This window comes from Sphingomonas sp. NY01 (genome assembly GCF_038809135.1).
GTDB classification, from domain to species: domain Bacteria; phylum Pseudomonadota; class Alphaproteobacteria; order Sphingomonadales; family Sphingomonadaceae; genus Sphingomonas; species Sphingomonas carotinifaciens.
Map to the genome: position 1 here is coordinate 2,914,590 of NZ_CP101722.1, position 22,340 is coordinate 2,936,929.

Sequence of the window (22,340 nt, forward strand, 5' to 3'; positions counted from 1 at the left end):
AATGGCCACGTCTTCGCTCGCTGCCCCTTCGCGCCCGCCGCTGTCCGCACGGCCGTTTTTCGAGAACAAGGCGCGCGCCTTCTGGATTTTGCAGGCGGCCGGGTGGACCGGCTATCTCGTCCTGCGCAGCGTGGTGGCGATCTCGAACGGCTTCTCGCTCGAAAAGATCATACCCGTCATCATCGAGGCGATCCTGGGCTATTGCATCACGCTGCTGCTCTCGACGCTCTACGGCTATTATCGGCGCATCCCGCGCATCGCGGGCGTGTTCCTGACGCTGGCGACGCTCAGCGCCGCGACGTTCCTCTACGCCTCGCTCAACGCCTTTTCCTTTTCGTTCATCACCAAACCCACACCCGGCGTCACCCTGGTCCTGCTGCTCGGCACGCTGTTCCTGAACCTGGTGGTGCTGGCCGGCTGGTCCGCACTCTATTTCGCGATCAACTATTACCTGATCGTCGAGGACCAGATGGACGAGATGCGCGCGCTGGAGCTGCAGGCGTCGTCCGCGCAACTGGCGATGCTGCGCTACCAGTTGAACCCGCATTTCCTGTTCAACACGCTCAATTCCATCTCCACGCTGGTGCTGCTGAAACAGACCGAGCGGGCCAATGCGATGCTCAGCCGGCTGTCGTCCTTCCTGCGCTACACGCTCGCCAACGAGCCGACCGCCCACGTCACCGTCGCGCAGGAGGTGGAAACGCTGAAGCTATATCTTGAGATCGAGAAGATGCGCTTCGAGGAGCGCTTGCGCCCCAGCTTCGAGATCGATCCCCGCGCCGAACGCGCCCGCCTGCCCTCGCTGCTGCTCCAGCCGCTGGTTGAAAACGCGATCAAATATGCCGTGACTCCGCAGGAGGAAGGCGCCGAGATCGCGGTCAGCGTGCGGCTCGCCGGGCAATGGGTGCAGATCGGCGTATCGGACAGCGGTCCCGGCTTGCACGAGGTGCGGCATTCGCCAAGCCTTTCAACCGGTGTGGGGCTCTCCAATATCCGGGAGCGGCTGGCGCAGGCTTATGGCCTGCACCACCGCTTCGAGACGCGCTCCGCGCCCGCTGGCGGGTTTTCGGTTCATATCGAGATCCCGTTCCAGCTCGAGACTGTGAATAGAGAGGCCGCATGACCATCCGTACCATCCTCGTCGACGACGAGCCCCTGGCGATCCAGGGACTGGAGCTTCGCCTCCAGGCGCACGACGACGTCGAGATCATCGAGAAATGCATGAACGGGCGCGAGGCGATCCGCGCGATCAAGACGCACAAGCCCGATCTCGTCTTTCTCGACATCCAGATGCCCGGTTTCGACGGCTTTTCGGTCGTCCAGGGGCTGATGGAGGTAGAGCCGCCGCTCTTCGTCTTCTGCACCGCCTATTCCGATCATGCGCTGCGCGCGTTCGAGGCGCAGGCGGTCGATTATCTGATGAAGCCGGTGGACGAATCGCGGCTCGGCGACACGCTCGACCGCGTCCGCCAGCGCCTGGCCGAAAAGCGCGGCGCCAACGAGACCGAAAAGCTGAAGGAGGCGCTGGCCGAGCATGCCCCCGAGGCGGCGGCCGACCTGACCGCCGACGGGCCCGGCGGCGAACATGCCTCCAGCCGGTTCGAAAAGCTCATCAACATCAAGGATCGCGGCCAGATCTTCCGCGTCGATGTCGACACGATCGAGTTGATCGAGGCGGCCGGCGATTACATGGTCATCAAGACCGGCGACAATTCGCTGGTCCTGCGCGAAACGATGAAGGACCTTGAAAAGCGGCTCGATCCGCGCCGCTTCCAGCGCGTGCACCGCTCGACCATCGTCAATCTCGATCTGGTCAAGCAGGTGAAGCCGCACACCAACGGTGAATGCTTCCTGGTGCTCGACTCGGGCGCGCAGGTGAAGGTTTCGCGCTCCTACCGCGACGTGGTGGCGCGCTTCGTCCACTAAGGCATCCGTGTCCTGAGGGCATTCCGGAGGGGGGTCGGCCAGCGATGGCCGGCCCCTTTTGCCTTGCCGCACCCCCCGTGACGCCGGGCCTGCAAAATGCTAACGGCGCGCGCATGCTCAATCTCAACGGCATCACCGTGCGGCTCGGCGGCCGCACGATCCTCGACCGCGCATCGGCCGCGCTCCCGCCCGGCAGCCGCGTCGGCCTGATCGGCCGCAACGGCGCCGGCAAGTCGACGCTCGTCCGCGTCATCGCCAGGCAGTTGGAGGCGGACGAGGGTGCCGCCGAGATGCCGCGCGGCAGCCGCCTCGGCTATATCGCGCAGGAGGCGCCTTCGGGCACCGCGACCCCCTTCGACACGGTGCTGGAGGCCGATACCGAGCGCGCCACGCTGATGGTCGCGTCCGAGACGGAAACCGACCCGGACAAGCTGGGCGACATCTACGAACGGCTGATCGCGATCGACGCCTATACCGCCCCGGCGCGCGCCGCGACGATCCTGAAGGGGCTCGGCTTCGACGAGGAGATGCAGGGCCGCCCGCTCGACAGCTTCTCGGGCGGGTGGAAGATGCGCGTCGCGCTCGCCGCCTTGCTGTTCTCCGCCCCCGACGTGCTGCTGCTCGACGAGCCGTCGAACCACCTCGATCTCGAAGCGGTGATGTGGCTGGAGGATTTCCTGAAATCCTACCGCGCGACCATCCTGCTGGTCAGCCACGAGCGCGATTTCCTCAACAACGTCGTCGATCACATCCTGCACCTGCAGGGCGGCAAGGTGACGCTGTATGTCGGTGGCTACGACTCGTTCGAGCGGCAGCGTGCCGAGCGCATGGCGCAACTGGCCGCCGCCAAGGCGAACCAGGACGTGCAGCGGGCCAAGTTGCAGGACTATATCGCGCGCAACTCCGCCCGCGCCTCCACCGCCAAGCAGGCGCAGAGCCGGCAGAAGATGCTCGCCAAGATGCAGCCGATCGCGGAGCTGGCGAACGACCCGTCGCTGTCCTTCGACTTCCCCGATCCCGACGAACTGCGCCCGCCGCTCATCACGCTCGACATGGCGACGGTCGGTTATGCCGAAACCCCGATCCTGAAGCGGCTGAACCTGCGTCTCGATCCGGACGACCGCGTCGCGCTGCTCGGTCGCAACGGCAACGGCAAGACGACGCTTGCCCGTCTGCTCGCCGCGCAACTGGCGCCGATGGACGGCGAGATGAACGCGTCCGGCAAGATGCGCGTCGGCTATTTCACCCAGTATCAGGTCGAGGAACTCGACGCGACGGACACGCCGCTCGAACACATGACCCGCACCATGCGCGGCGCCAGCCCGGCGGCGGTGCGTGCGCAACTCGGTCGCTTCGGCTTTTCGGGCGACAAGGCGACGACGCTGGTCGGCAAGCTGTCGGGCGGCGAGCGCGCCCGCCTCGCGCTGGCGCTCATCACGCGGGACGCCCCGCACATGCTGATCCTCGACGAGCCGACCAACCACCTCGACGTCGATGCGCGTGAGGCGCTGGTTCAGGCGCTGAATGGCTATAAGGGCGCCGTCGTGCTGGTCAGCCACGATCGCCACATGCTGGAGATGACCGCCGACCGGCTGGTGCTGGTCGATCAGGGCACGGCGCGCGAGTTCGACGGGACGCTGAACGATTATATCGCCTTCGTGCTGTCCGGCGACAGCAAGCCTGCCGAGTCCAAGCCCGCCAACAAGGCGGATCGCAAGGCGTCGGCGGCCTATAAGGAAGCCGAAAAGGCCCGCAAGAAGCTGATCCGCGAAGCCGAGGCGGAAACGGCGAAGCTCACCGCAGAGCTGACCGAGATCGACCGCGCGATGTTCGATCCCTCGACCGCAACACCCGCGCTTGCCAAACTGACGATGTCGGACCTGATGAAGCGCCGCGCGGCGCTACGGGATCAACTGGAGGCCGCCGAAACCCGCTGGATGGAAGCCAGCGAAGCCTTGGAAGCGGCCTGAACTTACTCCCTCTCCCCCCGGGGAGAGGGAGGGGCCCGCGGCCTAAGGCCGTGGGAGGGTGAGGGGCCGCCCAGCAGTGCAACCCTGCTTGCCGCCCCCACCCGAACGCGCTCGCTTACTCGCCCTCGTCCGCGTCACCCGCAGCCGGATTCTCGATCCAGGCCTCCACCGGGCCGGTCAGCTTGATCGTCAGCGGCCGGCCGTGCCGGTCCATCTTCTTGCCCAGCGCAACGCGGATCCAGCCCTCGGAAATCGAATATTCCTCGACGTCGCGGCGTTCCTGCCCCTTGAAGCGGATACCGACCCCGCGCTGGAGCAGGTCCTGGTCGAAATAGGGGCTGTCGGGGTTCGTCGAAAGACGATCGGGAGGCGTATCGGTCATGCCCCGCGCTTAGCCTCGGGCCCATCGGCTTGCCAAGCAAAAGCGGCGCCGGATCGCTCCGACGCCGCCCGAGGCTATCAGTCGCAGATCCGGACGCGGACGTTGCGGCCCCAATAGGGGTCCCATCGCCAGTCGTTCCAGCAACGCGGCTGATAATAGGCGCGCGGCGGTGGCGCATAATAGCGGTCATAGGCGTAACCACGATCCGCATAATAGCCGCGGTCATAATAGCCCCGGTCGTAATAACCGCGATCATAATAGCGATTGCGGTTGTTCGACGCGATCGCCGCACCGACGCCCAGTCCCAATATGCCGCCGAGCAGCGCGCCTGCGGCAACATCGCCGCCGCGGTCGCGGTGATGCCACCCGCCGCCATAGCCCCGCCCGCGCCAGCGCTGCGCATCCGCCGGTGCCGCCGTGGCAAGGACCGTCGCGGCCAGCGTCAGTCCCAACCCTGCCTTTTTCCATCCATGGATCATCTCGAACCTCCGATACTGACACGCCCGGTCCGCTGGAGACAAAAACGCGTAAAGGTGCGAGCGTGTTGCCTGTTATGCCGGTTTCGGGCTGAATGGCCGCGGAATAGGGTGTTTAGATGGGGTTCAGGCGATGGGTCACTGGCTGCTGAAGTCCGAGCCGGACAGCTATGGCTGGGATGATCTGGTCCGCGACGGCGGCACCGAATGGGACGGGGTACGCAACAACGCGGCCGCCGGGCATCTCCGCGCCATGGCGGCGGGTGACGAAGCGCTGATCTACCACAGCGGCAAGGACAAGGCGGCGGTCGGCATCGCGCGTATCGCTCGCGCGGCACAGGCTGACGGCGACGACGGACGCTGGGTGTCCGTCCGCGTCGAACCCGTCCGCCCCCTGCCCCGCCCCGTCACGCTTGCCGCGATGAAGGCCGAACCGGCGCTTGCCGACATGGCGATGCTCCGCCAGTCGCGCCTGTCCGTCTCGCCAGTCACCGATGCCGCATGGCAGGTGCTGATGCGCCTGGCGGGTTAGCCGCGCGCGAACGCCGCCGCCTCGTCCACCTGCGCGTCCGTGGGCCGCACGCCCGTATAGAGCACGAACTGCTCCAGCGCTTGCAGGGTCGCCACCTCGGTACCGGTGACCACCCGCGCGCCCGCCGCGCGTGCGGCGCGCAGGAAGGGCGTCTCCGGCGGATATTGCACCACGTCGAAGGCGATCGCGGCCCGTTCGATCATCGCCGCGGGAAACGCCAGCCTCTCGGCATCGGCGCCGGTCATCCCCAATGGCGTGACGTTGACCAGGATCGGCGCCGCCCCCTCCGCTTCCCCGCGCCAGGCAAAGCCGTATAGCGCGGCCAGCCCGCGCCCTGCCTCCTCGTTGCGCGCGACGATCGTGCCGTGCGCGAAGCCCGCATCGCGAAACGCCGCCGCTACCGCCTTGGCCATGCCCCCCGATCCGCGCAGCACGAACGGCGTCGCCGGATCGATATCGGCGATCAGCGTGCGCACCGCGCCGTAATCGGTGTTGTGGCCCGTCAGGCGCCCGTCGTCGTTGACGATCGTGTTCACGCTGTCGATCGCCGCCGCGCTCGGCGCCAGATCGTCGATCAGCGAAATCACCGCCTCCTTGAACGGCATCGAAATCGCGCAACCGCGAACGCCCAGCGCGCGGATCCCCCCGATCGCCGCCGGCAGGTCGGTCGTGCTGAACGACTTGTAGACATAGTCCAGCCCGGTCAGCTCATAGAGCCGGTTGTGGAACCGCGAACCATAATTGCCCGGCCGTGCGGACAGCGACATGCACAGACGCGTATCGCGCCCGATCGGAGGTTTCTGCGTCATGCCCCGCCCATTAGCGGATCAGGCGCGGTTCGGAAAATCCGGTTCACGCGAAGACGCGAAAACGCGAAGAGATTGCATCCCGCATCACCGTTACGGATCATCTCGACCGGAAGACATGCCGCGTCGATGATGAGGGGAGAGCCTGCGGCTCACGCATCCTCTCCGCGCCTCCGCGCCTCCGCGTGAACCGAACCTTCTTCGCGCCTTCGCGTGAACAAAAAGGCCGGACGTTTCCGCCCGGCCCCTTAACCTTATGCCGCTTCCTTCGAGCGCGCGGCGCGCTTGCGCTCGTGCGGGTCGAGATGGCGCTTGCGCAGGCGGATCGACTTGGGCGTCACCTCCACCATCTCGTCGTCGTCGATATAGGCGATCGCCTGTTCCAGCGTCATCTTCTTGGGCGGGGTCAGCCGGATCGCATCGTCCTTGCCGCCGCTCGCGCGGAAGTTCGTCAGCTGCTTCGCCTTCATCGGATTGACCTCCAGGTCATCCGTCTTGGCGTTCTCGCCGATGATCATGCCCTCATAGAGCGCCTCACCGTGCCCGACGAACAGGATGCCGCGATCCTCCAGCGGCCCCAGTGCATAGGACTGCGCCTCGCCCGCACCGTTGGAGATCAGCACGCCGTTCTTGCGGCCCTCGATCACGCCCTTGTACGGCCCGTAACGCTCGAACAGCCGGTTCATGATGCCGGTGCCGCGCGTGTCCGACAGGAACTCGCCGTGATAGCCGATCATGCCGCGCGACGGTGCGGAGAAGGTGATGCGCGTCTTGCCGCCGACCGACGGACGCATGTCGGTCAGCTCGGCCTTCCGCAGGTTCATCTTCTCGACGACGGTGCCCGAATGCTCCTCGTCCACGTCGATGATGACGGTCTCGTACGGCTCGGTACGCTTGCCGTCCTCATCGGTGCCGAACAGCACGCGCGGGCGGCTGATGCCCAGCTCGAAGCCCTCGCGCCGCATCGTCTCGATCAGCACGCCGAGCTGAAGCTCGCCGCGGCCGGCGACTTCGTAGCTGTCGCGGTCGGCCGCCTCGGTCACCTTGACCGCGACGTTCGACTCCGCCTCGCGGAACAGGCGGTCGCGGATCATGCGGCTCGTCACCTTGCTGCCCTCGCGGCCCGCCATCGGCGAGTCGTTCACCGCAAAGCGCATCGACAGCGTCGGCGGATCGATCGGCTGCGCGTGCAGCGCCTCGGTCACGCTGATGTCGGCGATGGTGTTCGCCACGGTCGCCACGGTCAGGCCGGCCAGCGAGATGATGTCGCCCGCCTTGGCCTCGTCCACCGGCACGCGGTCCAGCCCGCGGAACGACATGATCTTGGACGCGCGACCCGTCTCGACGATGTTGCCGTCGTTATCCAGCGCATGGATCGGCTGGTTGATCTTCACCGTGCCGGAATTGACCCGGCCGGTCAGGATGCGGCCCAGGAAGTTGTCGCGGTCCAGCAGCGTGACGAGGAAGGTGAACGGCGCATCCACGTCCAGGTTGGGCGGCGGCACATGGTTCACGATCGTCTCGAACATCGGGATCAGCGTGCCTTCGCGCGCGTCCATGTCGGTCGAGGCATAGCCGTTGCGGCCCGAGGCGTAGAGCACGGGGAAGTCGAGCTGCTCGTCATTCGCGTCCAGCGACACGAACAGGTCGAACACCTCGTCCAGCACTTCCTGGATGCGCGCGTCGGGGCGGTCGACCTTGTTGACCACCACGATCGGCTTCAGGCCCAGGGCCAGCGCCTTGCCCGTCACGAACTTCGTCTGCGGCATCGCGCCTTCCGACGAATCGACCAGCAGGACGACGCCGTCGACCATCGACAGGATGCGCTCCACCTCGCCGCCGAAATCGGCGTGGCCGGGGGTGTCGACGATGTTGATCCGCACGCTCTCGCCGCCATTCGGCGGGGTCCAGTCGACCGAGGTCGGCTTGGCCAGAATGGTGATGCCACGCTCTTTTTCGAGGTCGTTGGAATCCATCGCACGCTCTTCGACGCGCTGGTTGTCGCGGAAAGTGCCCGACTGGCGGAACAACTGATCGACCAGCGTCGTCTTGCCGTGGTCGACGTGCGCGATGATCGCCACGTTGCGGAGGCTCATAAGGTTCTCTTGTTCGGAAAAGGGATGTTGCGCGCGCCCATAGCCGAAATGCCCGCCCGCGGGAAGGGCGGTGAACGATCTCTGGCGATATATTGAAGCAATACACTTGAAGCGCGCGCCGTTCCTCGCCAGACTCTGCGCAAAGGCACTGGAGACGCAAAGCAAATGGCGACGACCCCCGAAACCGTGCAGGAGCTGAAGCTTACCCCGCCCGATCCGGTGCCCAGCGTCGCACCCGCCAAGGCCGCGGGGCTCGTCCCCGTCGATGAAAAGACGCGCAGCCAGCTCGATACCCGCGTCGACGGCTTCGTCGCCGATCTGGTCGCGCAGGATGTGAACAGCCCCGAATTCGGCCGCCGCGTCGATGCGATCACCGCCATGGGGCAAAAGGAGATCCGCGAGGCCGCGGGCCAGTCCAACCGCTTCCTCGATCGCCCGGTGCGCGCGATGGATCAGGAATCGGGCGTCGGCAAGGACCTGACCGAGCTGCGCCGGCTGGTCGAAAGCCTCGACCCCGGCCGGCAGGGCAATCTGTCCGCGCCCAAGAAGCTGCTCGGCATCCTGCCCTTCGGCAACAAGATGCGCGACTATTTCGACGGCTATCGGTCGTCGCAGACGCATATCGCCGCCATACTGAAGAGCCTGTCCTCGGGTCGCGACGAACTGCTGATGGACAATGCCGCGATCGATACCGAGCGCGCCAATCTATGGGCGGCGATGGGCCGGCTGGAACAGATGATTCACCTGTCCAAGGCGATGGACAGCAAGCTGGAGGAGACCGCCAACGATCTCGACCACAGCGATCCCGCCAAGGCCAAGGCGATCCGCGAGACGGCGCTGTTCTACACCCGCCAGCGCACGCAGGACCTGCTGACCCAGATGGCGGTCACCGTGCAGGGCTATCTGGCGCTCGACCTGGTCAAGAAGAACAATGTCGAGCTGGTAAAGGGCGTCGACCGCGCCTCCACCACCACCGTCTCGGCGCTGCGCACCGCGGTCACCGTCGCGCAGGCGCTCGCCAACCAGAAGCTGGTGCTCGACCAGATCACCGCGCTCAACTCCACCACCGCCAACATCATCGATTCGACGGGCAAGCTGCTGCGCAGCCAGACCGCGCAGATCCACGAGCAGGCGGCGGCATCCACCATCCCGCTGGAAACGCTGCAACGCGCCTTCCAGAACATCTACGACACGATGGACGCGATCGACACCTTCAAGCTGAAGGCGCTCGATTCGATGAAGACCACCGTCACCGCGCTCGGCTCGGAGGTGGAGAAGTCCAAGGGCTATATCGCCCGCGCCGAGGGTGCGCAGCAGGGCCGGCTCTCCGGTCCCGGCGGCGGCACGTCGTCGTTCAAGCTGGAGGCGCTGTAAGCCGCGATGCCCACGCCCCGCTCCCAGGAAGTCGATGCGCAGATCGAGCGTGCGCGCGAGGTCATGGCGCGCATCTCGCAGGATTATCGGGGCGCGGGACGGCGCGTGCGGCGTAAGGCGACGTCGCTGCTCCGCCGGCTGATCGCCATCGCGCTGGCCAATGCCGCGCTGCTCGTCGCCGCGATCGTCGCCGGGCTGATCCTGCCCGGCGGCATCGGCCTGTTCGGCGCGCTGGCGGTGATGTTCCTGATGCTCGCCGTGACGCTGGGCATCGCGCTGGCGCCGGCCGGCCGTGCGCCCTCCCCCGCCAAGCTGGCGCAGGTCGATATCAAGGCGTTGCCGGCGCAGACCGAACGCTGGCTGGAGGCGCAGCGCCCGATGCTGCCCGCCCCTGCCGCGACGCTGATCGACCGCATCGGCCTGCGCCTTGATACGCTGTCGCCGCAACTGGCCGCCGTCTCCAACGACAGCGCGGAAGCGCAGGAGGTCCGCCGCCTGATCGGTGAGCAGCTTCCCGCCTTTGTCCGCGATTACGAACGCGTTCCCGATACGCTGCGCGGTGTCGAGCGCAACGGCCGCACCCCGGACGCGCAGCTGGTCGACGGCCTGCGCCTGATCGAACAGGAAATCGCCGACATGACCGGCCGGCTCGCCCAGACCGATCTCGACAGCCTCTCGACCCGCGGCCGCTTTCTGGAGATGAAGTACCGGGAGGGCGAGGGAACGAACTGACCGTCAGGCCCCGCCGATCCCCTCCACCACCGTGCCCGTACCGCCGCAATTCGGGCAGTCGCCATCATCGATCGTCCCGCTACCCCCACAGCGCGGACACACATTCTCGCCGGTGCCGGGCGTCCCCTCGGGCGCGACGTCGCCGGGGTTGATCGGTTGCTGGGCCATGGACATTCTCCTCAGCCGATCAACGCGTCACAACCCGCCAAGCTCCCCTCGCCTGTGCTTCGACTTCGCTCAGCACGAACGGATGAAGCGAGTGCTTCAATGCATCCCGCTCTTCCCCTCTCCCCCGCGGGGAGCATCAGGTAAACAGCGCCCCGCGCTGTTTAGTCCATGCCGGGGGCATGGACGGCCTGATGCTGGAGGGGCCCGCTGCCGTCAGGCAGTGGGAGGGTGAGGGGTCGCCCAACAGTGCGACATCGGTAGCAGTCCTCCGGCACCCGCCCCACACAAATGGATCACTCGGCCTTCAGCCTGCCCCGGCCCCCCGCGCCGCCAGCCGCGCCACCGCGGCCTCATGCAACCCGCGCGCCGTCACCAGCACCCCGAAATCCCGCGGATCGGGCTTGTTGAACCGCAAGGCCCCGCCCCGCGCATCCGAAACCCCCGCCCCGGCCTCGGCCGCGATCAGCACGGCGGCGGCAACATCCCACTCATTGCCCCACCGCATCGTCGCCACCAGATCGGCCTCGTCCGCCGCGACCATCGCGATGCGCAGCGCGATCGAATTGGGCTTGGCCACCGCCACCAGGTCGCGATCCGCCTTGGGCAGCACATCCACCGGCACCCGCGCCCCCACCATGTCGTGCCGCTCGCCCACCGCGATCCGCCCGCGATTGCGCGTCGCGCCCTGCCCGATCGCGGCGACCCAGGCCTCTTCGCGTGCCGGTGCGTCCAGCACGCCGATCACCGGCCGACCATCCTCGATCAGCGCGATCGACACCGCCCAGCCGGGCCGCCCGCGAATATAGTCGCGCGTGCCGTCGATCGGATCGACCACCCACACATGCCGCCGCGCCAGCCGGTCGGGGCGATCCGCGGTTTCCTCGGACAGCCATCCCGCCTCGGGCAACAAAGCCATCAGCCGTGCACGCAGCATCGCGTCGACATCCAGGTCGACCTCGCACACCGGGCTGCCGGGCACCTTTTCCCAGCGGCGAAACTCGCCGCCCCAGCGCGCCATCGCCATGGCGCCGGCCTCGCGCGCGATCTCCGCGACCGCCGGGGTCAGAGTGGCGGAGACCGGATCAGCCACCCGCGATCGTCATCCCGTCGACGCGCAGCGTCGGCACGTTGATGCCGTGGCGGAATTCCAGATCGTTGGCCGGGGTCATCGCGCGGAACATCTCCTTCAGGTTGCCTGCGATGGTGAACTCCGCAACCGGCCCGGCGATCCCGCCATTCACGATGCGAAAGCCCGCGGCTCCGCGGCTATAGTCGCCGGTGACGCCGTTCACGCCCTGTCCGATCAACTCGGTGACGTAGACGCCGTCGGCGATGTCGGCGATCAGCGTCTCGACCGGGACATGGCCCGCCGCCATGTAGAGGTTGCTGGTCGACACGCCCGGCGCGCCGCCGACGCCGCGCGCGGCATGGCCGGTCGGCTCCAGCGACAATTGCCGGGCGGATGCCGAATCGAGCAGCCAGGTCTGCAACACCCCGTCCACCACGATCTCGGTCGGCGATACCGGCAGCCCCTCGCCGTCGAACGGCCGCGAGCGCAGGCCGTGCGGCCGGTGCGGATCGTCCAGGATCGCGATGCCCGGCGACAGCACCTGCGTGCCCAGCGCGTCCAGCAGGAAGCTCGTGCGCCGCGTGATCGCGGCCCCGGCGATCGCCCCGATCAGATGCCCGACCAGCGAGGATCCGACGCGTCGGTCGAACACCACCGGCATCGGCCCGCTCACCAGCTTGCCCGGATCGACCCGCGCGACCGCCCGTTCGCCCGCCAGCCGCCCGATCGCGTCAGGCGCGTCCAGATGCCGCCGCCGCCGCGCGCCGTGATGCGCATAATCGCGCTGCATCGCCCCGCCTTCCCCTGCCAGCACCGCCACCGACACGCCGTATCCGGTCGCCGCATAGCCGCCGGCAAAGCCGTGGCTCGTCGCCAGCGCATAGACGCTGCGCGAGGCGGAGGCGCCGCCGCCTTCCGAATTGGTCACCCCCGCCACCGCCAGCGCTGCATCCTCCGCCGCCAGCGCGGCATCGCGCAACGATTCCGGGCTCGCCTCGCCGCCATCGTCCAGATCGAGCAGGGGCGGCGTACCGTGCAGCAGCCGGTCCTGCGGCGCCAGTCCCGCCCAGGGGTCCTCCGGCGCCTCGCGCGCCATGGCCAGTGCGCGCTCCACCATCCGGTCGAACGCATCGCCCGACAGGTCGGAGGTGGAAACGCTTGCCGATCGCCGCCCGACGAAGACGCGCAGGCCCAGTTCCTCGCTTTCGGAGCGCCCGACATCCTCCAGCTTGCCCAGCCGCACCGACACGTCCAGCGCGGCATCGGCGGCAAACACCGCATCGGCGGCATCGGCGCCGGCGGCGCGGGCGCGGGAGACGATGTCATGTGCCCGGTCGCGGGCCTGGTCGGGGGTCAGCATAAGGAGCACTTAGGGGGTGCCCGGCCCCGTTGCTACCCTGCGGTGCCCACCACGAAGCACGCCAGGAACATCAACAGCCCGGCAAAGCGGTTGGAGCGGAAGCGGTGCAGCGCGCCCGCCCCGTCGTCCGGCGCCAGCGTCGACACCTGCCACGCCAGATGCCCCGCCATCGGCACCAGCGCGACCGGCGCCAGCGGATCGGGCCTGACCATCCACACCGCCCCCGCCCAGCACAGGAGCGCGACCAGGTAGAACAGCGCCACCCCCGCCTTCACCCGCGACCCCATGCGTAGCGCCGAGGACCGTACCCCGATCAGCGCATCATCCTCCCGGTCCTGCAACGCATAGATGGTATCATACCCGATCACCCACGCGATCGACCCGGCATAGAGCAGCCACAACGGCGCCGCGAGGTCGCCCGACACCTCCGCCCACCCGACCAGCGCCGCCCATGAGAATACCAGCCCCAGCCAGGCCTGCGGCCACCAGGTGATCCGCTTCATGAACGGGTAGGCCGCCACCGGCGCCAGACTGGCCAGCGCCACCCCGGCCGCCAGCGGGCGCAACTGCACCAGCACCACCAGCCCGGTCAGGCTGAGCGCCACCAGCCACGCCCAGGCCAGCTTCACCGACACCAGCCCGCTGGGGATCGGCCGCGCGCGGGTCCGCGCCACCTGCGCGTCCAGATCGCGGTCGACGATGTCGTTGAACACGCACCCCGCCCCCCGCATCGCGACCGACCCCAGCAGCAGCCACAGCACCAGCGACCACCGCTGCACCGCCCCCCCCGCCAGCGCCACGCCCCACGCCCCCGGCCAGAACAACAGCCACCACCCGATCGGCCGGTCGAACCGCGCCAGCAGCGCCAGCCCGCGCATGGTCGGTGGCAGGCGGCCCACCAGGCCGCGATGCTCGCTGTCGGGAACGATGTCGATCTGCATGCGCAACGGGTTATGGGCGTGGCACGTGGTACGCAAGGGCGCGTGCGGCTATGGTGGCACGATGCCGCCCCCTGCTCCCCTTCCCGCATGATCGGCCTGTCGGTCGCGGTCGGCCGTTTCGTCGAAGCGTTGTTCTGGGCGATCCTGCGCGTCGCCGGGCTGATCGGCGGCGTCGCGCTGCTGGTCGCGGCGGTGATCGTCGTCGCCTGGGTATTGATCCGCCGCCGCCGTCGCTGACCGGTCCTACTTGGCCAGCCGGCCGTCGGTGATCGCGTCGATGTCGAACGGGAATAGCACCTCGCGGTCCGGTGCCTTCACCGTATCGGCGATCTCGGCCGGCGCGACGCTTTTCAGCAGGTGGCGCATGATCGCCAGTCGCGCCGCCTTCTTGCTGTTCGCCCGCACGCAATACCAGGGGCTGAGCGGCGTATGCGTCCGGGTCAGCATGGTGTCGCGCGCCGCCGAATAGTCCGCCCATTTGTCCTGCGCCACCGCATCCATGTCGGACACCTTCAGCATCTTGAGCGGGTCGGTACGCCGCGCCTCCAGCCGATCGGCCTGCTCGTCCTTGTCGATATCCAGCCACAGCTTGACCAGTTTGATGCCGCTTTCCACCAGCATCCGCTCGAAATCGGGCGCATCGCGCAGGAACGCCTCCTGCTCGGCGGCGGTGGAAAAGCCCATCACCACCTCCACCCCGGCCCGGTTGTACCAGGACCGGTTGAAGATCACGAACTCGCCGGCTGCCGGAAGATGCGTGGCATAACGCTGGAAATACCACTGCGTCCGCTCCCGGTCGGACGGCTTGGGCAGCGCCACGACCCGCGTCGAACGGACCGACAGATGCTCGGTGATCCGCTTGATCGCGCCGTCCTTGCCCGCGCCGTCGCGCCCCTCCAGCACCAGCACGACCCGCTCGCCCGACTGCGTCATCGCGGCCTGCGTGCGGACAAGCGCCAGTTGCAGCGCGGCGAGATCGCGGTCGTAATGTTTTCCCATAGCTGGGCAGAACGCGCAGGCTTCGAAAAGGTGCGTCAGCCGTGTAAAGGCACCGCCATGCCCGCCACCCCCGCCTGGCCGCCGCAATCGACGCCGCGCCTGTTCATCGACCAGCCGCTCGCCCCCGGCACCGTCCGCATCGACGGCCCCGCCGCCCATTACCTCCTGTCCGTGATGCGCACCAGGGTCGGCGATCCGGTCAAGCTGTTCGACGATCGCACCGGCGAATGGCTGGGCATCGCCGCCATGACGGGCAAGCGCGACCTAACGCTGGACGTGACCGAGCTGCTTCGTCCGCGCGAACCCGTGCCCGATCTCTGGCTGTGTGCCGCACCGCTCAAGAAGAACCGGGTCGACTGGATGGCGGAAAAGGCGTGCGAACTGGGCGTCGCCCGCCTGACCCCCGTCGTCACCCGCCGCACCGTGGTGGACAAGCCCAATACCGAGCGACTGCGCGCCCATATGATCGAGGCGGCCGAGCAATGCGCCCGCACCGCGCTGCCCGAGCTGGTCGAGCCGGTGAAACTGCCCTCCCTGCTGCGCGACTGGCCGCAGGAGCGCACCCTGTTCTTCGCGGACGAGACCGGTGGCACTCCTGCTGCCGCCGCCTTTGCCGCGCACCCCGGCCCGGCCGCCATCCTGATCGGCCCCGAAGGCGGCTTCGACGCCGATGAGCGCGACGCGATTCGTGCCCTGCCCCAGGCCGTCGGCATCGGTCTTGGCCCGCGCATCCTGCGCGCCGACACCGCTGCTGCCGCCGCTGTCGCCTTGTGGATGGGGGTATCGGGCGACTGGGCTTGATTCACCCTATGGCGCAGCCCCTTCCCCACGCGTAAGGGCCCGTCCATGACGACTAAATCCGCCTCGGCCAGCAAGAGCGATCCCATCGAATCGCGCGATCAGCTCATTCAGAGCTTCGCCCGCGGCGAGAAGCCGCGCGACCGCTGGCGGATCGGTACCGAGCATGAGAAATTCGTCTATGCGCTCGGCGACCACCATGCCCCGTCCTATGACGAACCATCGGGCATCCGCGCCCTGCTCGGCGAGCTGACCCAATATGGCTGGCAGCCGGTCGAGGAAGGCGGCAAGGTCATCGCGCTCGCCGGCAGCGACGGCACGGTCAGCCTGGAGCCCGCGGGCCAGTTCGAGCTGTCGGGCGCCCCGCTCGACAATCTGCACCAGACCTGTGCGGAAACCGGCCGCCATCTCGCCCAGGTCAAGGCCGCGGGCGAGACGCTGGGGATCGGTTTCCTCGGCCTCGGCATGTGGCCGGACAAGACGCGCGCCGAATTGCCGATCATGCCCAAGGGCCGCTACGACATCATGCGCCGCCACATGCCGCGCGTCGGCAGCCTCGGCCTCGACATGATGCTGCGCACCTGCACGATCCAGGTGAATCTCGACTATGCGTCCGAGGCCGACATGGCCAAGAAGTTCCGCGTCGGCCTGGCCCTGCAACCGCTCGCCACCGCACTGTTCGCCAACTCGCCCTTTACCGAGGGCAAGCCCAACGGCCTGCTGTCCTATCGCAGCCATATCTGGTCGGATACCGATCCCGCACGCACCGGCATGCTGCCCTTCGTGTTCGAGGACGGCTTCGGCTATGAACGCTACGCCGACTATATGCTCGATGTGCCGATGTACTTCGTCTACCGCGACGGCCGGTATATCGACGCGGCGGGCCTGTCGTTCCGCGATTTCCTTAAGGGCGAACTCTCCGTCCTGCCCGGCGAGAAGCCGACGCTGGACGACTGGAACGACCATCTCTCCACCGCCTTTCCCGAAGTGCGGCTCAAGACCTTTCTGGAGATGCGCGGCGCCGATGGCGGCCCATGGAACCGCATCTGCGCGCTGCCGGCGCTCTGGGTCGGGCTGCTCTACGACGATGCCGCGCTGGATGCGGCATGGGACATGGTCAAGCACTGGACGCTGGACGAACGCCAGGCGCTGCGCGACGCGGTTCCCGCCCAGGCGCTGGGTGCCCCCATCCCCGGCGGCGGACGCCTGCGCGACATCGCCGCGCCGGTGCTCGACATCGCCCATGCCGGCCTTGCCGCCCGCGCCCGCTTCAACGGCGCCGGCGACAACGAAACCGGCTTCCTCGATCCACTGCGCGAGATCGTCCGCACCGGCAAGGTCCCCGCCCAGACGCTGCTCGACCGCTACAACGGCGCCTGGAACGGCGACCTTTCCAAGGTCTACGCAGAGGAAAGCTTCTGACTTCTACCCCTCTCCCCTCCGGGAGAGGGAGCGGCAAAGCCGCGGAAGGGTGAGGGGCCGCCACAGGCGACGGCCCTTCGATCTAGCCGCCCCGCCTCACCCACCCAAAAAACCGCGGCACCGCCCCGTACCGCGCCATCCACGCGCTATACGCCACATACTCCGGATCGGCGCCCAGATGCCGTTCCTCGGTCTTTGCCCGCCAGTAATAAACCCCGCTGACCACCCCCAGCAGGATCGTCGCCCGGCCCGCATCCACCACGCTGCCCGTCGACAGGACCGGGATGGTCGAGATCCACCAGAACAGGTTCTTCGACAGATAGGCCGGATGCCGGGAGAAGGCGTAAGGCCCATGGGTCAGGATGCCGCGGTGGGTCAGGTTCGAAAAGCGCACGCCGAACGCCACCGTCGCCCAGGCATAGATGGCGGTCAGCGCGACCAGCACCGCGCCGATGATGCTCAGGATCACCGGATGCCCGGCGAACCAGTGGCTCCACTCGGCGGTGCCCGGCCGGTAATCCAGCGGACCGCTATCCGACATCAGGATGAACGGCGGGTAGCAGATCAGCGCCGCCGTCCACCCGGCCGCATAGGGCGTCGCGGAACGGATATGCGCGTCCAGCGGCCGCATCGTCAGCACATAGCCGACGGTCGCAAACGCCACGTCGATCAGGAACATCAGCGTGATCAGCCAGTTCGCCAGCGCCACCGGATCGTGCAGCACGGTGGCCGTGTCGCCGCGCACGAACTCGCCGAACCCCGGCGGCACGACCGCCACCATGAACGCCAGAAAGAACGCCTTCACGCCCCAGGCGCGCAAATGGCCGTAAATGGCATCGCGATCGACCCCGCTTTGTCCGGTCAGCCACGCCCCCAGGTGCCACGCCCCGTCGCGCGGCGCGACCAGATAGCGGTCGATCCACAGCACATAGGCGATCGATGCGACGAGCAGCACCGGGGCGGCATGGGTGAAGCACCACATGGCAAAGGCGAAATGCCCCTGCCAGTAGAACCGCCCGGTGGCATAGATGATCGCGATCCCGCCCCAGGTCGCCCACAGACCGGCCAGCTTGGTCAGGCTGATGTCCAGCGTGTCGCGCCAGGCTCTGCGCATCCCCCAGTCGAGGCCGGTCGATGGCCGCCGGTGCACCTTGTCCACGATCAGCAGCCACAACACCATCGGCACGCCGCACGCCACCAGATTGACCAGCGCCGCATAAGGCCCGTCCAGGTGCAGCGCGCGCGCCGTCGCGATCCACGCCACCGCGCCGGCCAGACCGGCGAGGCCGACACCGTGACTCACCGCCGATGCGGGCCTTTTTGCGCAAGGCTGGAGCGTGGGATCGTGCAGCATGGCACCCGGCATAACCGGCATTTGGTAAGCATCGCGTGAAGCCGCGTCACGCCGCGAGGCATCGGTCATCGATGGGGGAAGTTGGAGCGGGTAACGGGAATCGAACCCGTGTATTCAGCTTGGAAGGCTGCTGCACTACCATTGTGCTATACCCGCCCGCATTCGACGCCGACACACGCATAGCCCATCGGCGATAATGGTGGAAGGGACTGGATTCGAACCAGTGTACGCTCACGCGGGCAGATTTACAGTCTGCTGCCTTTAACCACTCGGCCACCCTTCCGGGGTGTCGCTCCCGAAGAGCGAGGGCGCCCAATGCCGATTCGATGCCGCCCTGTCAACGGGGTTTGGGTGACGGGGTTTGGGTCGAGGGGTCTGGACGCTTGCGCACGGTGCGGCAGATGCTTAGCGTCCGGCGCAACAATCTTTCAGGGGGATCTTCATGAAGCGCCTGTTGCTCGTCACCGCCGCCGCGGTGGCGGCCTTCTCGCCCGCCGTCGCGCAGGATCGCGGTTCGGTGAACCGCATCATCGACGAAGGCACGAATCACAGCCAGGTCATGGTCACCGCGCAGCATCTGACCGACGTGATCGGCCCGCGCATGACCAACAGCCCCGCAATGCGCCGCGCCGAGGACTGGACCGCGGGCAAGTTCCGCGAATGGGGTCTGAAGAACGTCCACAAGGAGGGCTTCGAATTCGGCCGCGGCTGGTCGATCGAGCGCGCCAGCGTGCGCATGGTCACTCCCCGCCCGCTCGCCCTCACCGCCATCCCGATCGCCTGGACCCCCGCCACGAACGGCGCCGTCACCGCCCCCGTCATCGTCGCGCCGATGAAGCGCGAGCGCGATTTCGACCAGTGGCCCGGCAAGCTGAACGGCAAGATCGTCATGGTGACGCTGCCCGGCACCGGCGACGAGCCCGGCAATCCGCCCTTCCGCCGCCTGTCGGGCGAGGATCTCGGCAAGCTCGACGTGTTCGTGCAACCGACCAACGACCCCGAAACCGCCGACCGCCGGCTGAAGCGCCTCGACTTCGCCAAGAAGCTCGACGCCTTTCTGAAGGCGGAGGGTGCGGTCGCCTATGTCACCCAGTCCTATCGCGACGGCAAGCTGCTCCACGGCGAGGGCTATCTGTTCGGCCGCGGTGAAACGCCGCAGGTGCCCGGCGTCGAACTCGCCGCCGAGGATTATCGCCGCCTCGCCCGCCTCGCCAAGTCGGGCACCGCCCCGACGATCGAGGTGATGAGCGACGTCCGCTACGACGACACGGACGTCAATGCGTACAACATCATCGCCGAAATCCCCGGCACCGATCCCAACGCCGGCTATGTCATGGCCGGCGCGCATCTGGATAGCTGGGTAGCGGGCGACGGCGCCGCCGACAACGCCGCGGGCTCCGCGATGATCATGGAGGCGGCTCGCATCCTCGCCGCCACCGGCCAGCGCCCCCGCCGCACGATCCGCTTCGCGCTCTGGTCGGGCGAGGAACAGGGCATTCTCGGCTCGATGGCCTATGTCGAGAAGCATCTGGCGACCCGCGGCCGCCCCGATGACGCGCCGCAGACCGGCCTGCGCCGCTATTATGGCTGGACGCAGCGCTGGCCGGTGACGCCCCTGCCCGGCTACGGCGACCTTGCCGCCTATTTCAACATCGACAACGGCTCGGGCAAGCTGCGCGGCCTGTATGCGGAGAACAACCCGGCGGCGGTGCCGACGTTGCGCGAATGGCTCGCCCCCTATGCCGGCATGGGCGCCGGCACGGTGGCGCTGCGCCCGACCGGCGGCACCGACCATGTCTTCATGCAGGCAATCGGCGTGCAGGGCTTTCAGTTCATCCAGGACCCGCTGGATTATGGCAGCCGCATCCATCACAGTTCGGCCGACACCTTCGATCATCTGAAGGCGGAGGATATGCGCCAGGCCTCGATCGTTCTCGCCGGTGTCTTGCTTGGTGCCGCAAATGCGGACAAGGCGCTGCCGCGACCGCCGCTGCCGACGCAGCCGGTGGTGACCGATCCCTTTGCTTATACGGACGATGACGACTGATGGCACGACAGACCGGACGCCGGGGGCACCGCCCCAGCACGGGTATCGCGAACCGCCCCCGCTTCTGGGGGCGCCACGCGGTCACCGCCGCGCTCGCCAACCCGGCGCGCACCGTGCGCAAGATCTGGGGCACGCACGAGGCGCTGCGCCAGCTGGATGCCGAGATCGATCCGAGCATCCCGGTGACCTTCGCCGACGCCGCCGATCTCGGCCGCCTCGTGCCCGGCGACGCGCCGCACCAGGGGCTGGTGATCGACGTCGATCCGCTGGAGGACATCTGGCTGGGCGACCTCTTGCAACAGGGTGAGGGCGACCAGCGCCCGCTCATCATCCTCGACCAGGTGACCGACCCGCACAATGTCGGCGCGATCCTACGCTCGGCCGCGGCGTTCGACGCGCTCGGCATCGTCACGCAGGACCGCCACTCGCCCCCCGAATCGGGCACGGTGGCGCGCGCCGCCTCGGGCGCGCTGGAAACGGTGCCCTGGGTGCGCGTCGTGAACCTCGCGCGCGCCCTGGAGGAGATCGCGGAGGCCGGCTTCTGGCGCATCGGCCTGACCGGCCATGCCGAACAGACGCTCGCCCAGACCATGGGCACGCAGCGCATCGCGATCGTGCTCGGCGCCGAGGGCGAAGGCATGCGCGCCAATACCGAGACGCACTGCGACGAACTCGCCAAGCTGCCGATCAGCGACCGGGTCGAAAGCCTGAACGTCTCCAACGCGGCCGCCATCGCGCTCTACGCCGTAGCAGCGCGGTAATCTTTGCCCTCTCCCCTTCAGGGAGAGGGCAAAGACGAATCAATCCTCCGCCGCGATCCGCACACGCATTCCATCAAACGCCGGTCCGAACGGCAACTGGCACGACAGCCGCGAAAACGCGTCGCGATCGCTGGTCGAATCCAGCAGATCGTCCTCATCCGGCCCGATCGGTGGCAGCTTGTCGGCAAAGGCCGGGTCGACATGCACATGGCACGTCGCGCACGAACAGCATCCGCCGCACAGCGCCAGTATCTCGTCGATCCCGCCGTCGCGGATCACTTCCATCACCGAAAAACCGGCCTGCCCTTCGATCTCGCGTTCTTCCCCCTCGCGCGTGACGACGATAAGCTTGGCCATGATCATGCTCCTTGCGATTTCGCGCCGCTCTGCCGTTCCCGCCTGTCCGGATCAAGCATCATGGGGCTGAGCGCCGAGCAGATCCGCGACAGCATGGATGCGCTCGCCGCGATCGAACCAACGATCGCCGCCGCGCTGCAACGGGTCGGCTACCCCCAACCCCGCATCCGCGAACGCGGCTATGGCACCTTGCTGCGCACCATCATCGGGCAGCAGGTCTCCGTCGCCTCCGCCAATGCGGTCTGGCTGAAGCTCGCCACCGTCCTCGGCAACCCGGAGGACCCGGCCATCCTCGCCGCCGCCAGCGACGAGCAACTCCGCGCCGCCGGCCTGTCGCGCCAAAAGGCCAGCTATGCCCGCAGCCTTGCCGAGGAGGTGACCAGCGGCCGGCTCGACCTGGAGAGCCTGCCCGCCGACGACGAGGAAGCGATCGCGCAGCTCGTCCGCGTGAAAGGCATCGGCCGCTGGTCGGCAGAGGTCTACCTGCTGTTCGCTGAGGGCCGCACCGACATCTGGCCGGCGGGCGATCTGGCGGTACAGGTCGAGATCGGCCGCATCCTCGGCCATGAGGCCCGCCCTTCCGAAAAACTCACCCGCGCCCTTGCCGAAAACTGGCGCCCCCACCGCGGCGCGCTGGCGATCTTCACCTGGCACCACTACGGCGCCGGGCCCGATGCCGCCCCGGTCTGATCCGGCAAAAGGATTATCTGCAACCCCGCGAAACGGTTGCACCCTTGTTACGTTCAGGCTTCTCCGTCACACCGGGAAGA

Annotated in this window: 23 protein-coding genes and 2 tRNA genes; 12 read left to right on the forward strand and 13 right to left on the reverse strand. The window is 67.7% G+C overall.

Annotated features, from left to right (window positions below):
* The first annotated feature begins 1 nt into the window (after position 1).
* From NPJ82_RS14140 to NPJ82_RS14150, 3 genes are all read left to right on the forward strand, one after another.
* Positions 2 to 1,123 (forward strand): histidine kinase, encoded by a 1,122-nt coding sequence (locus NPJ82_RS14140; RefSeq protein ID WP_112381388.1) that lies wholly within the window; start codon positions 2 to 4, stop codon positions 1,121 to 1,123.
* Positions 1,120 to 1,926, forward strand: coding sequence for a LytTR family DNA-binding domain-containing protein (locus NPJ82_RS14145; RefSeq protein WP_112381389.1), 807 nt, complete (start codon positions 1,120 to 1,122; stop codon positions 1,924 to 1,926). The genes NPJ82_RS14140 and NPJ82_RS14145 overlap by 4 nt, the downstream gene beginning before the upstream one ends.
* 113 nt (positions 1,927 to 2,039) lie before the next feature.
* A complete protein-coding gene (locus NPJ82_RS14150; RefSeq protein WP_342659029.1) occupies positions 2,040 to 3,896 on the forward strand; it encodes an ABC-F family ATP-binding cassette domain-containing protein in 1,857 nt (618 codons plus the stop codon).
* A gap of 115 nt (positions 3,897 to 4,011) precedes the next feature.
* On the opposite strand, the gene NPJ82_RS14155 is transcribed toward NPJ82_RS14150, so the two are convergent.
* Together NPJ82_RS14155 and NPJ82_RS14160 are read right to left on the reverse strand one after the other, a co-directional pair.
* The gene (locus NPJ82_RS14155; protein WP_112381390.1) at positions 4,012 to 4,278 is read right to left on the reverse strand and encodes a DUF3297 family protein; all 267 of its coding nucleotides are present in this window, start codon (positions 4,276 to 4,278) and stop codon (positions 4,012 to 4,014) included.
* 77 nt (positions 4,279 to 4,355) lie between these two features.
* Positions 4,356 to 4,757: a hypothetical protein gene (locus NPJ82_RS14160; RefSeq protein WP_267351219.1), complete on the reverse strand. Its 402-nt coding sequence runs from the start codon at positions 4,755 to 4,757 to the stop codon at positions 4,356 to 4,358.
* A 130-nt stretch (positions 4,758 to 4,887) separates the two neighbouring features.
* Between NPJ82_RS14160 and NPJ82_RS14165 the strand changes: the two genes are divergently transcribed.
* Entirely contained in the window at positions 4,888 to 5,286 is a 399-nt protein-coding gene (locus tag NPJ82_RS14165) for an EVE domain-containing protein (RefSeq protein WP_342657735.1), read from the forward strand.
* On the opposite strand, the gene NPJ82_RS14170 is transcribed toward NPJ82_RS14165, so the two are convergent.
* Positions 5,283 to 6,095 carry a shikimate 5-dehydrogenase gene (locus tag NPJ82_RS14170; RefSeq protein WP_342657736.1) on the reverse strand — a complete coding sequence of 271 codons (813 nt, stop codon included), beginning with the start codon at positions 6,093 to 6,095 and terminating at the stop codon, positions 5,283 to 5,285. The genes NPJ82_RS14165 and NPJ82_RS14170 overlap by 4 nt on opposite strands.
* A 251-nt stretch (positions 6,096 to 6,346) precedes the next feature.
* On the reverse strand, positions 6,347 to 8,188 hold the full coding sequence (gene typA, locus NPJ82_RS14175) for a translational GTPase TypA (RefSeq protein ID WP_112381394.1): 1,842 nt from the start codon (positions 8,186 to 8,188) through the stop codon (positions 6,347 to 6,349).
* 165 nt (positions 8,189 to 8,353) lie between these two features.
* On the opposite strand from typA, the gene NPJ82_RS14180 reads away from it, so the two are divergent.
* Together NPJ82_RS14180 and NPJ82_RS14185 are read left to right on the forward strand one after the other, a co-directional pair.
* Positions 8,354 to 9,562, forward strand: coding sequence for a toxic anion resistance protein (locus NPJ82_RS14180; protein ID WP_342657737.1), 1,209 nt, complete (start codon positions 8,354 to 8,356; stop codon positions 9,560 to 9,562).
* Positions 9,563 to 9,568: 6 nt separating this feature from the next.
* Complete coding sequence (locus tag NPJ82_RS14185; RefSeq protein WP_342657738.1) at positions 9,569 to 10,294, forward strand: hypothetical protein; 726 nt, start codon at positions 9,569 to 9,571, stop codon at positions 10,292 to 10,294.
* Between the two features lie 3 nt (positions 10,295 to 10,297).
* Here the strand turns inward: NPJ82_RS14185 and NPJ82_RS14190 are convergent, their stop codons facing one another.
* The 4 genes from NPJ82_RS14190 to ubiA form a co-directional block, all read right to left on the reverse strand.
* Complete coding sequence (locus NPJ82_RS14190; protein ID WP_162843973.1) at positions 10,298 to 10,462, reverse strand: hypothetical protein; 165 nt, start codon at positions 10,460 to 10,462, stop codon at positions 10,298 to 10,300.
* A gap of 304 nt (positions 10,463 to 10,766) precedes the next feature.
* The gene (locus NPJ82_RS14195) at positions 10,767 to 11,486 is read right to left on the reverse strand and encodes a 3'(2'),5'-bisphosphate nucleotidase CysQ (protein ID WP_342659030.1); all 720 of its coding nucleotides are present in this window, start codon (positions 11,484 to 11,486) and stop codon (positions 10,767 to 10,769) included.
* A 58-nt stretch (positions 11,487 to 11,544) separates the two neighbouring features.
* Positions 11,545 to 12,891, reverse strand: a complete 1,347-nt coding sequence (locus tag NPJ82_RS14200; protein WP_342657739.1) for a metallopeptidase TldD-related protein — start codon at positions 12,889 to 12,891, stop codon at positions 11,545 to 11,547.
* A gap of 32 nt (positions 12,892 to 12,923) precedes the next feature.
* Entirely contained in the window at positions 12,924 to 13,832 is a 909-nt protein-coding gene (ubiA, locus tag NPJ82_RS14205; RefSeq protein WP_342657740.1) for a 4-hydroxybenzoate octaprenyltransferase, read from the reverse strand.
* A gap of 18 nt (positions 13,833 to 13,850) precedes the next feature.
* Between ubiA and NPJ82_RS14210 the strand changes: the two genes are divergently transcribed.
* Positions 13,851 to 14,069, forward strand: coding sequence for a hypothetical protein (locus tag NPJ82_RS14210; RefSeq protein ID WP_342657741.1), 219 nt, complete (start codon positions 13,851 to 13,853; stop codon positions 14,067 to 14,069).
* A 6-nt stretch (positions 14,070 to 14,075) separates the two neighbouring features.
* On the opposite strand, the gene ppk2 is transcribed toward NPJ82_RS14210, so the two are convergent.
* Positions 14,076 to 14,831 carry a polyphosphate kinase 2 gene (gene ppk2 / locus NPJ82_RS14215; RefSeq protein WP_342657742.1) on the reverse strand — a complete coding sequence of 252 codons (756 nt, stop codon included), beginning with the start codon at positions 14,829 to 14,831 and terminating at the stop codon, positions 14,076 to 14,078.
* Positions 14,832 to 14,888: 57 nt separating this feature from the next.
* Between ppk2 and NPJ82_RS14220 the strand changes: the two genes are divergently transcribed.
* Together NPJ82_RS14220 and NPJ82_RS14225 are read left to right on the forward strand one after the other, a co-directional pair.
* The gene (locus NPJ82_RS14220; RefSeq protein WP_342657743.1) at positions 14,889 to 15,632 is read left to right on the forward strand and encodes a 16S rRNA (uracil(1498)-N(3))-methyltransferase; all 744 of its coding nucleotides are present in this window, start codon (positions 14,889 to 14,891) and stop codon (positions 15,630 to 15,632) included.
* Positions 15,633 to 15,677: 45 nt separating this feature from the next.
* On the forward strand, positions 15,678 to 17,051 hold the full coding sequence (locus tag NPJ82_RS14225; RefSeq protein ID WP_342657744.1) for a glutamate--cysteine ligase: 1,374 nt from the start codon (positions 15,678 to 15,680) through the stop codon (positions 17,049 to 17,051).
* An 82-nt stretch (positions 17,052 to 17,133) separates the two neighbouring features.
* Here NPJ82_RS14225 and NPJ82_RS14230 read toward each other — a convergent pair whose 3' ends face one another.
* From NPJ82_RS14230 to NPJ82_RS14240, 3 genes are all read right to left on the reverse strand, one after another.
* The gene (locus NPJ82_RS14230; protein WP_342657745.1) at positions 17,134 to 18,405 is read right to left on the reverse strand and encodes an isoprenylcysteine carboxylmethyltransferase family protein; all 1,272 of its coding nucleotides are present in this window, start codon (positions 18,403 to 18,405) and stop codon (positions 17,134 to 17,136) included.
* Between the two features lie 82 nt (positions 18,406 to 18,487).
* Positions 18,488 to 18,561 (reverse strand) — tRNA-Gly (locus tag NPJ82_RS14235).
* A gap of 41 nt (positions 18,562 to 18,602) precedes the next feature.
* Positions 18,603 to 18,688 (reverse strand) — tRNA-Tyr (locus tag NPJ82_RS14240).
* Positions 18,689 to 18,847: 159 nt separating this feature from the next.
* On the opposite strand from NPJ82_RS14240, the gene NPJ82_RS14245 reads away from it, so the two are divergent.
* Positions 18,848 to 20,452, forward strand: coding sequence for a M20/M25/M40 family metallo-hydrolase (locus tag NPJ82_RS14245; RefSeq protein ID WP_342657746.1), 1,605 nt, complete (start codon positions 18,848 to 18,850; stop codon positions 20,450 to 20,452).
* Complete coding sequence (gene rlmB / locus NPJ82_RS14250) at positions 20,452 to 21,213, forward strand: 23S rRNA (guanosine(2251)-2'-O)-methyltransferase RlmB (RefSeq protein ID WP_149681103.1); 762 nt, start codon at positions 20,452 to 20,454, stop codon at positions 21,211 to 21,213. The genes NPJ82_RS14245 and rlmB overlap by 1 nt, the downstream gene beginning before the upstream one ends.
* Before the next feature lie 39 nt (positions 21,214 to 21,252).
* Here rlmB and NPJ82_RS14255 read toward each other — a convergent pair whose 3' ends face one another.
* On the reverse strand, positions 21,253 to 21,570 hold the full coding sequence (locus NPJ82_RS14255) for a 2Fe-2S iron-sulfur cluster-binding protein (protein ID WP_112381775.1): 318 nt from the start codon (positions 21,568 to 21,570) through the stop codon (positions 21,253 to 21,255).
* A gap of 60 nt (positions 21,571 to 21,630) precedes the next feature.
* On the opposite strand from NPJ82_RS14255, the gene NPJ82_RS14260 reads away from it, so the two are divergent.
* On the forward strand, positions 21,631 to 22,260 hold the full coding sequence (locus NPJ82_RS14260) for a DNA-3-methyladenine glycosylase 2 family protein (RefSeq protein ID WP_342657747.1): 630 nt from the start codon (positions 21,631 to 21,633) through the stop codon (positions 22,258 to 22,260).
* The last annotated feature ends 80 nt before the right edge of the window (positions 22,261 to 22,340 follow it).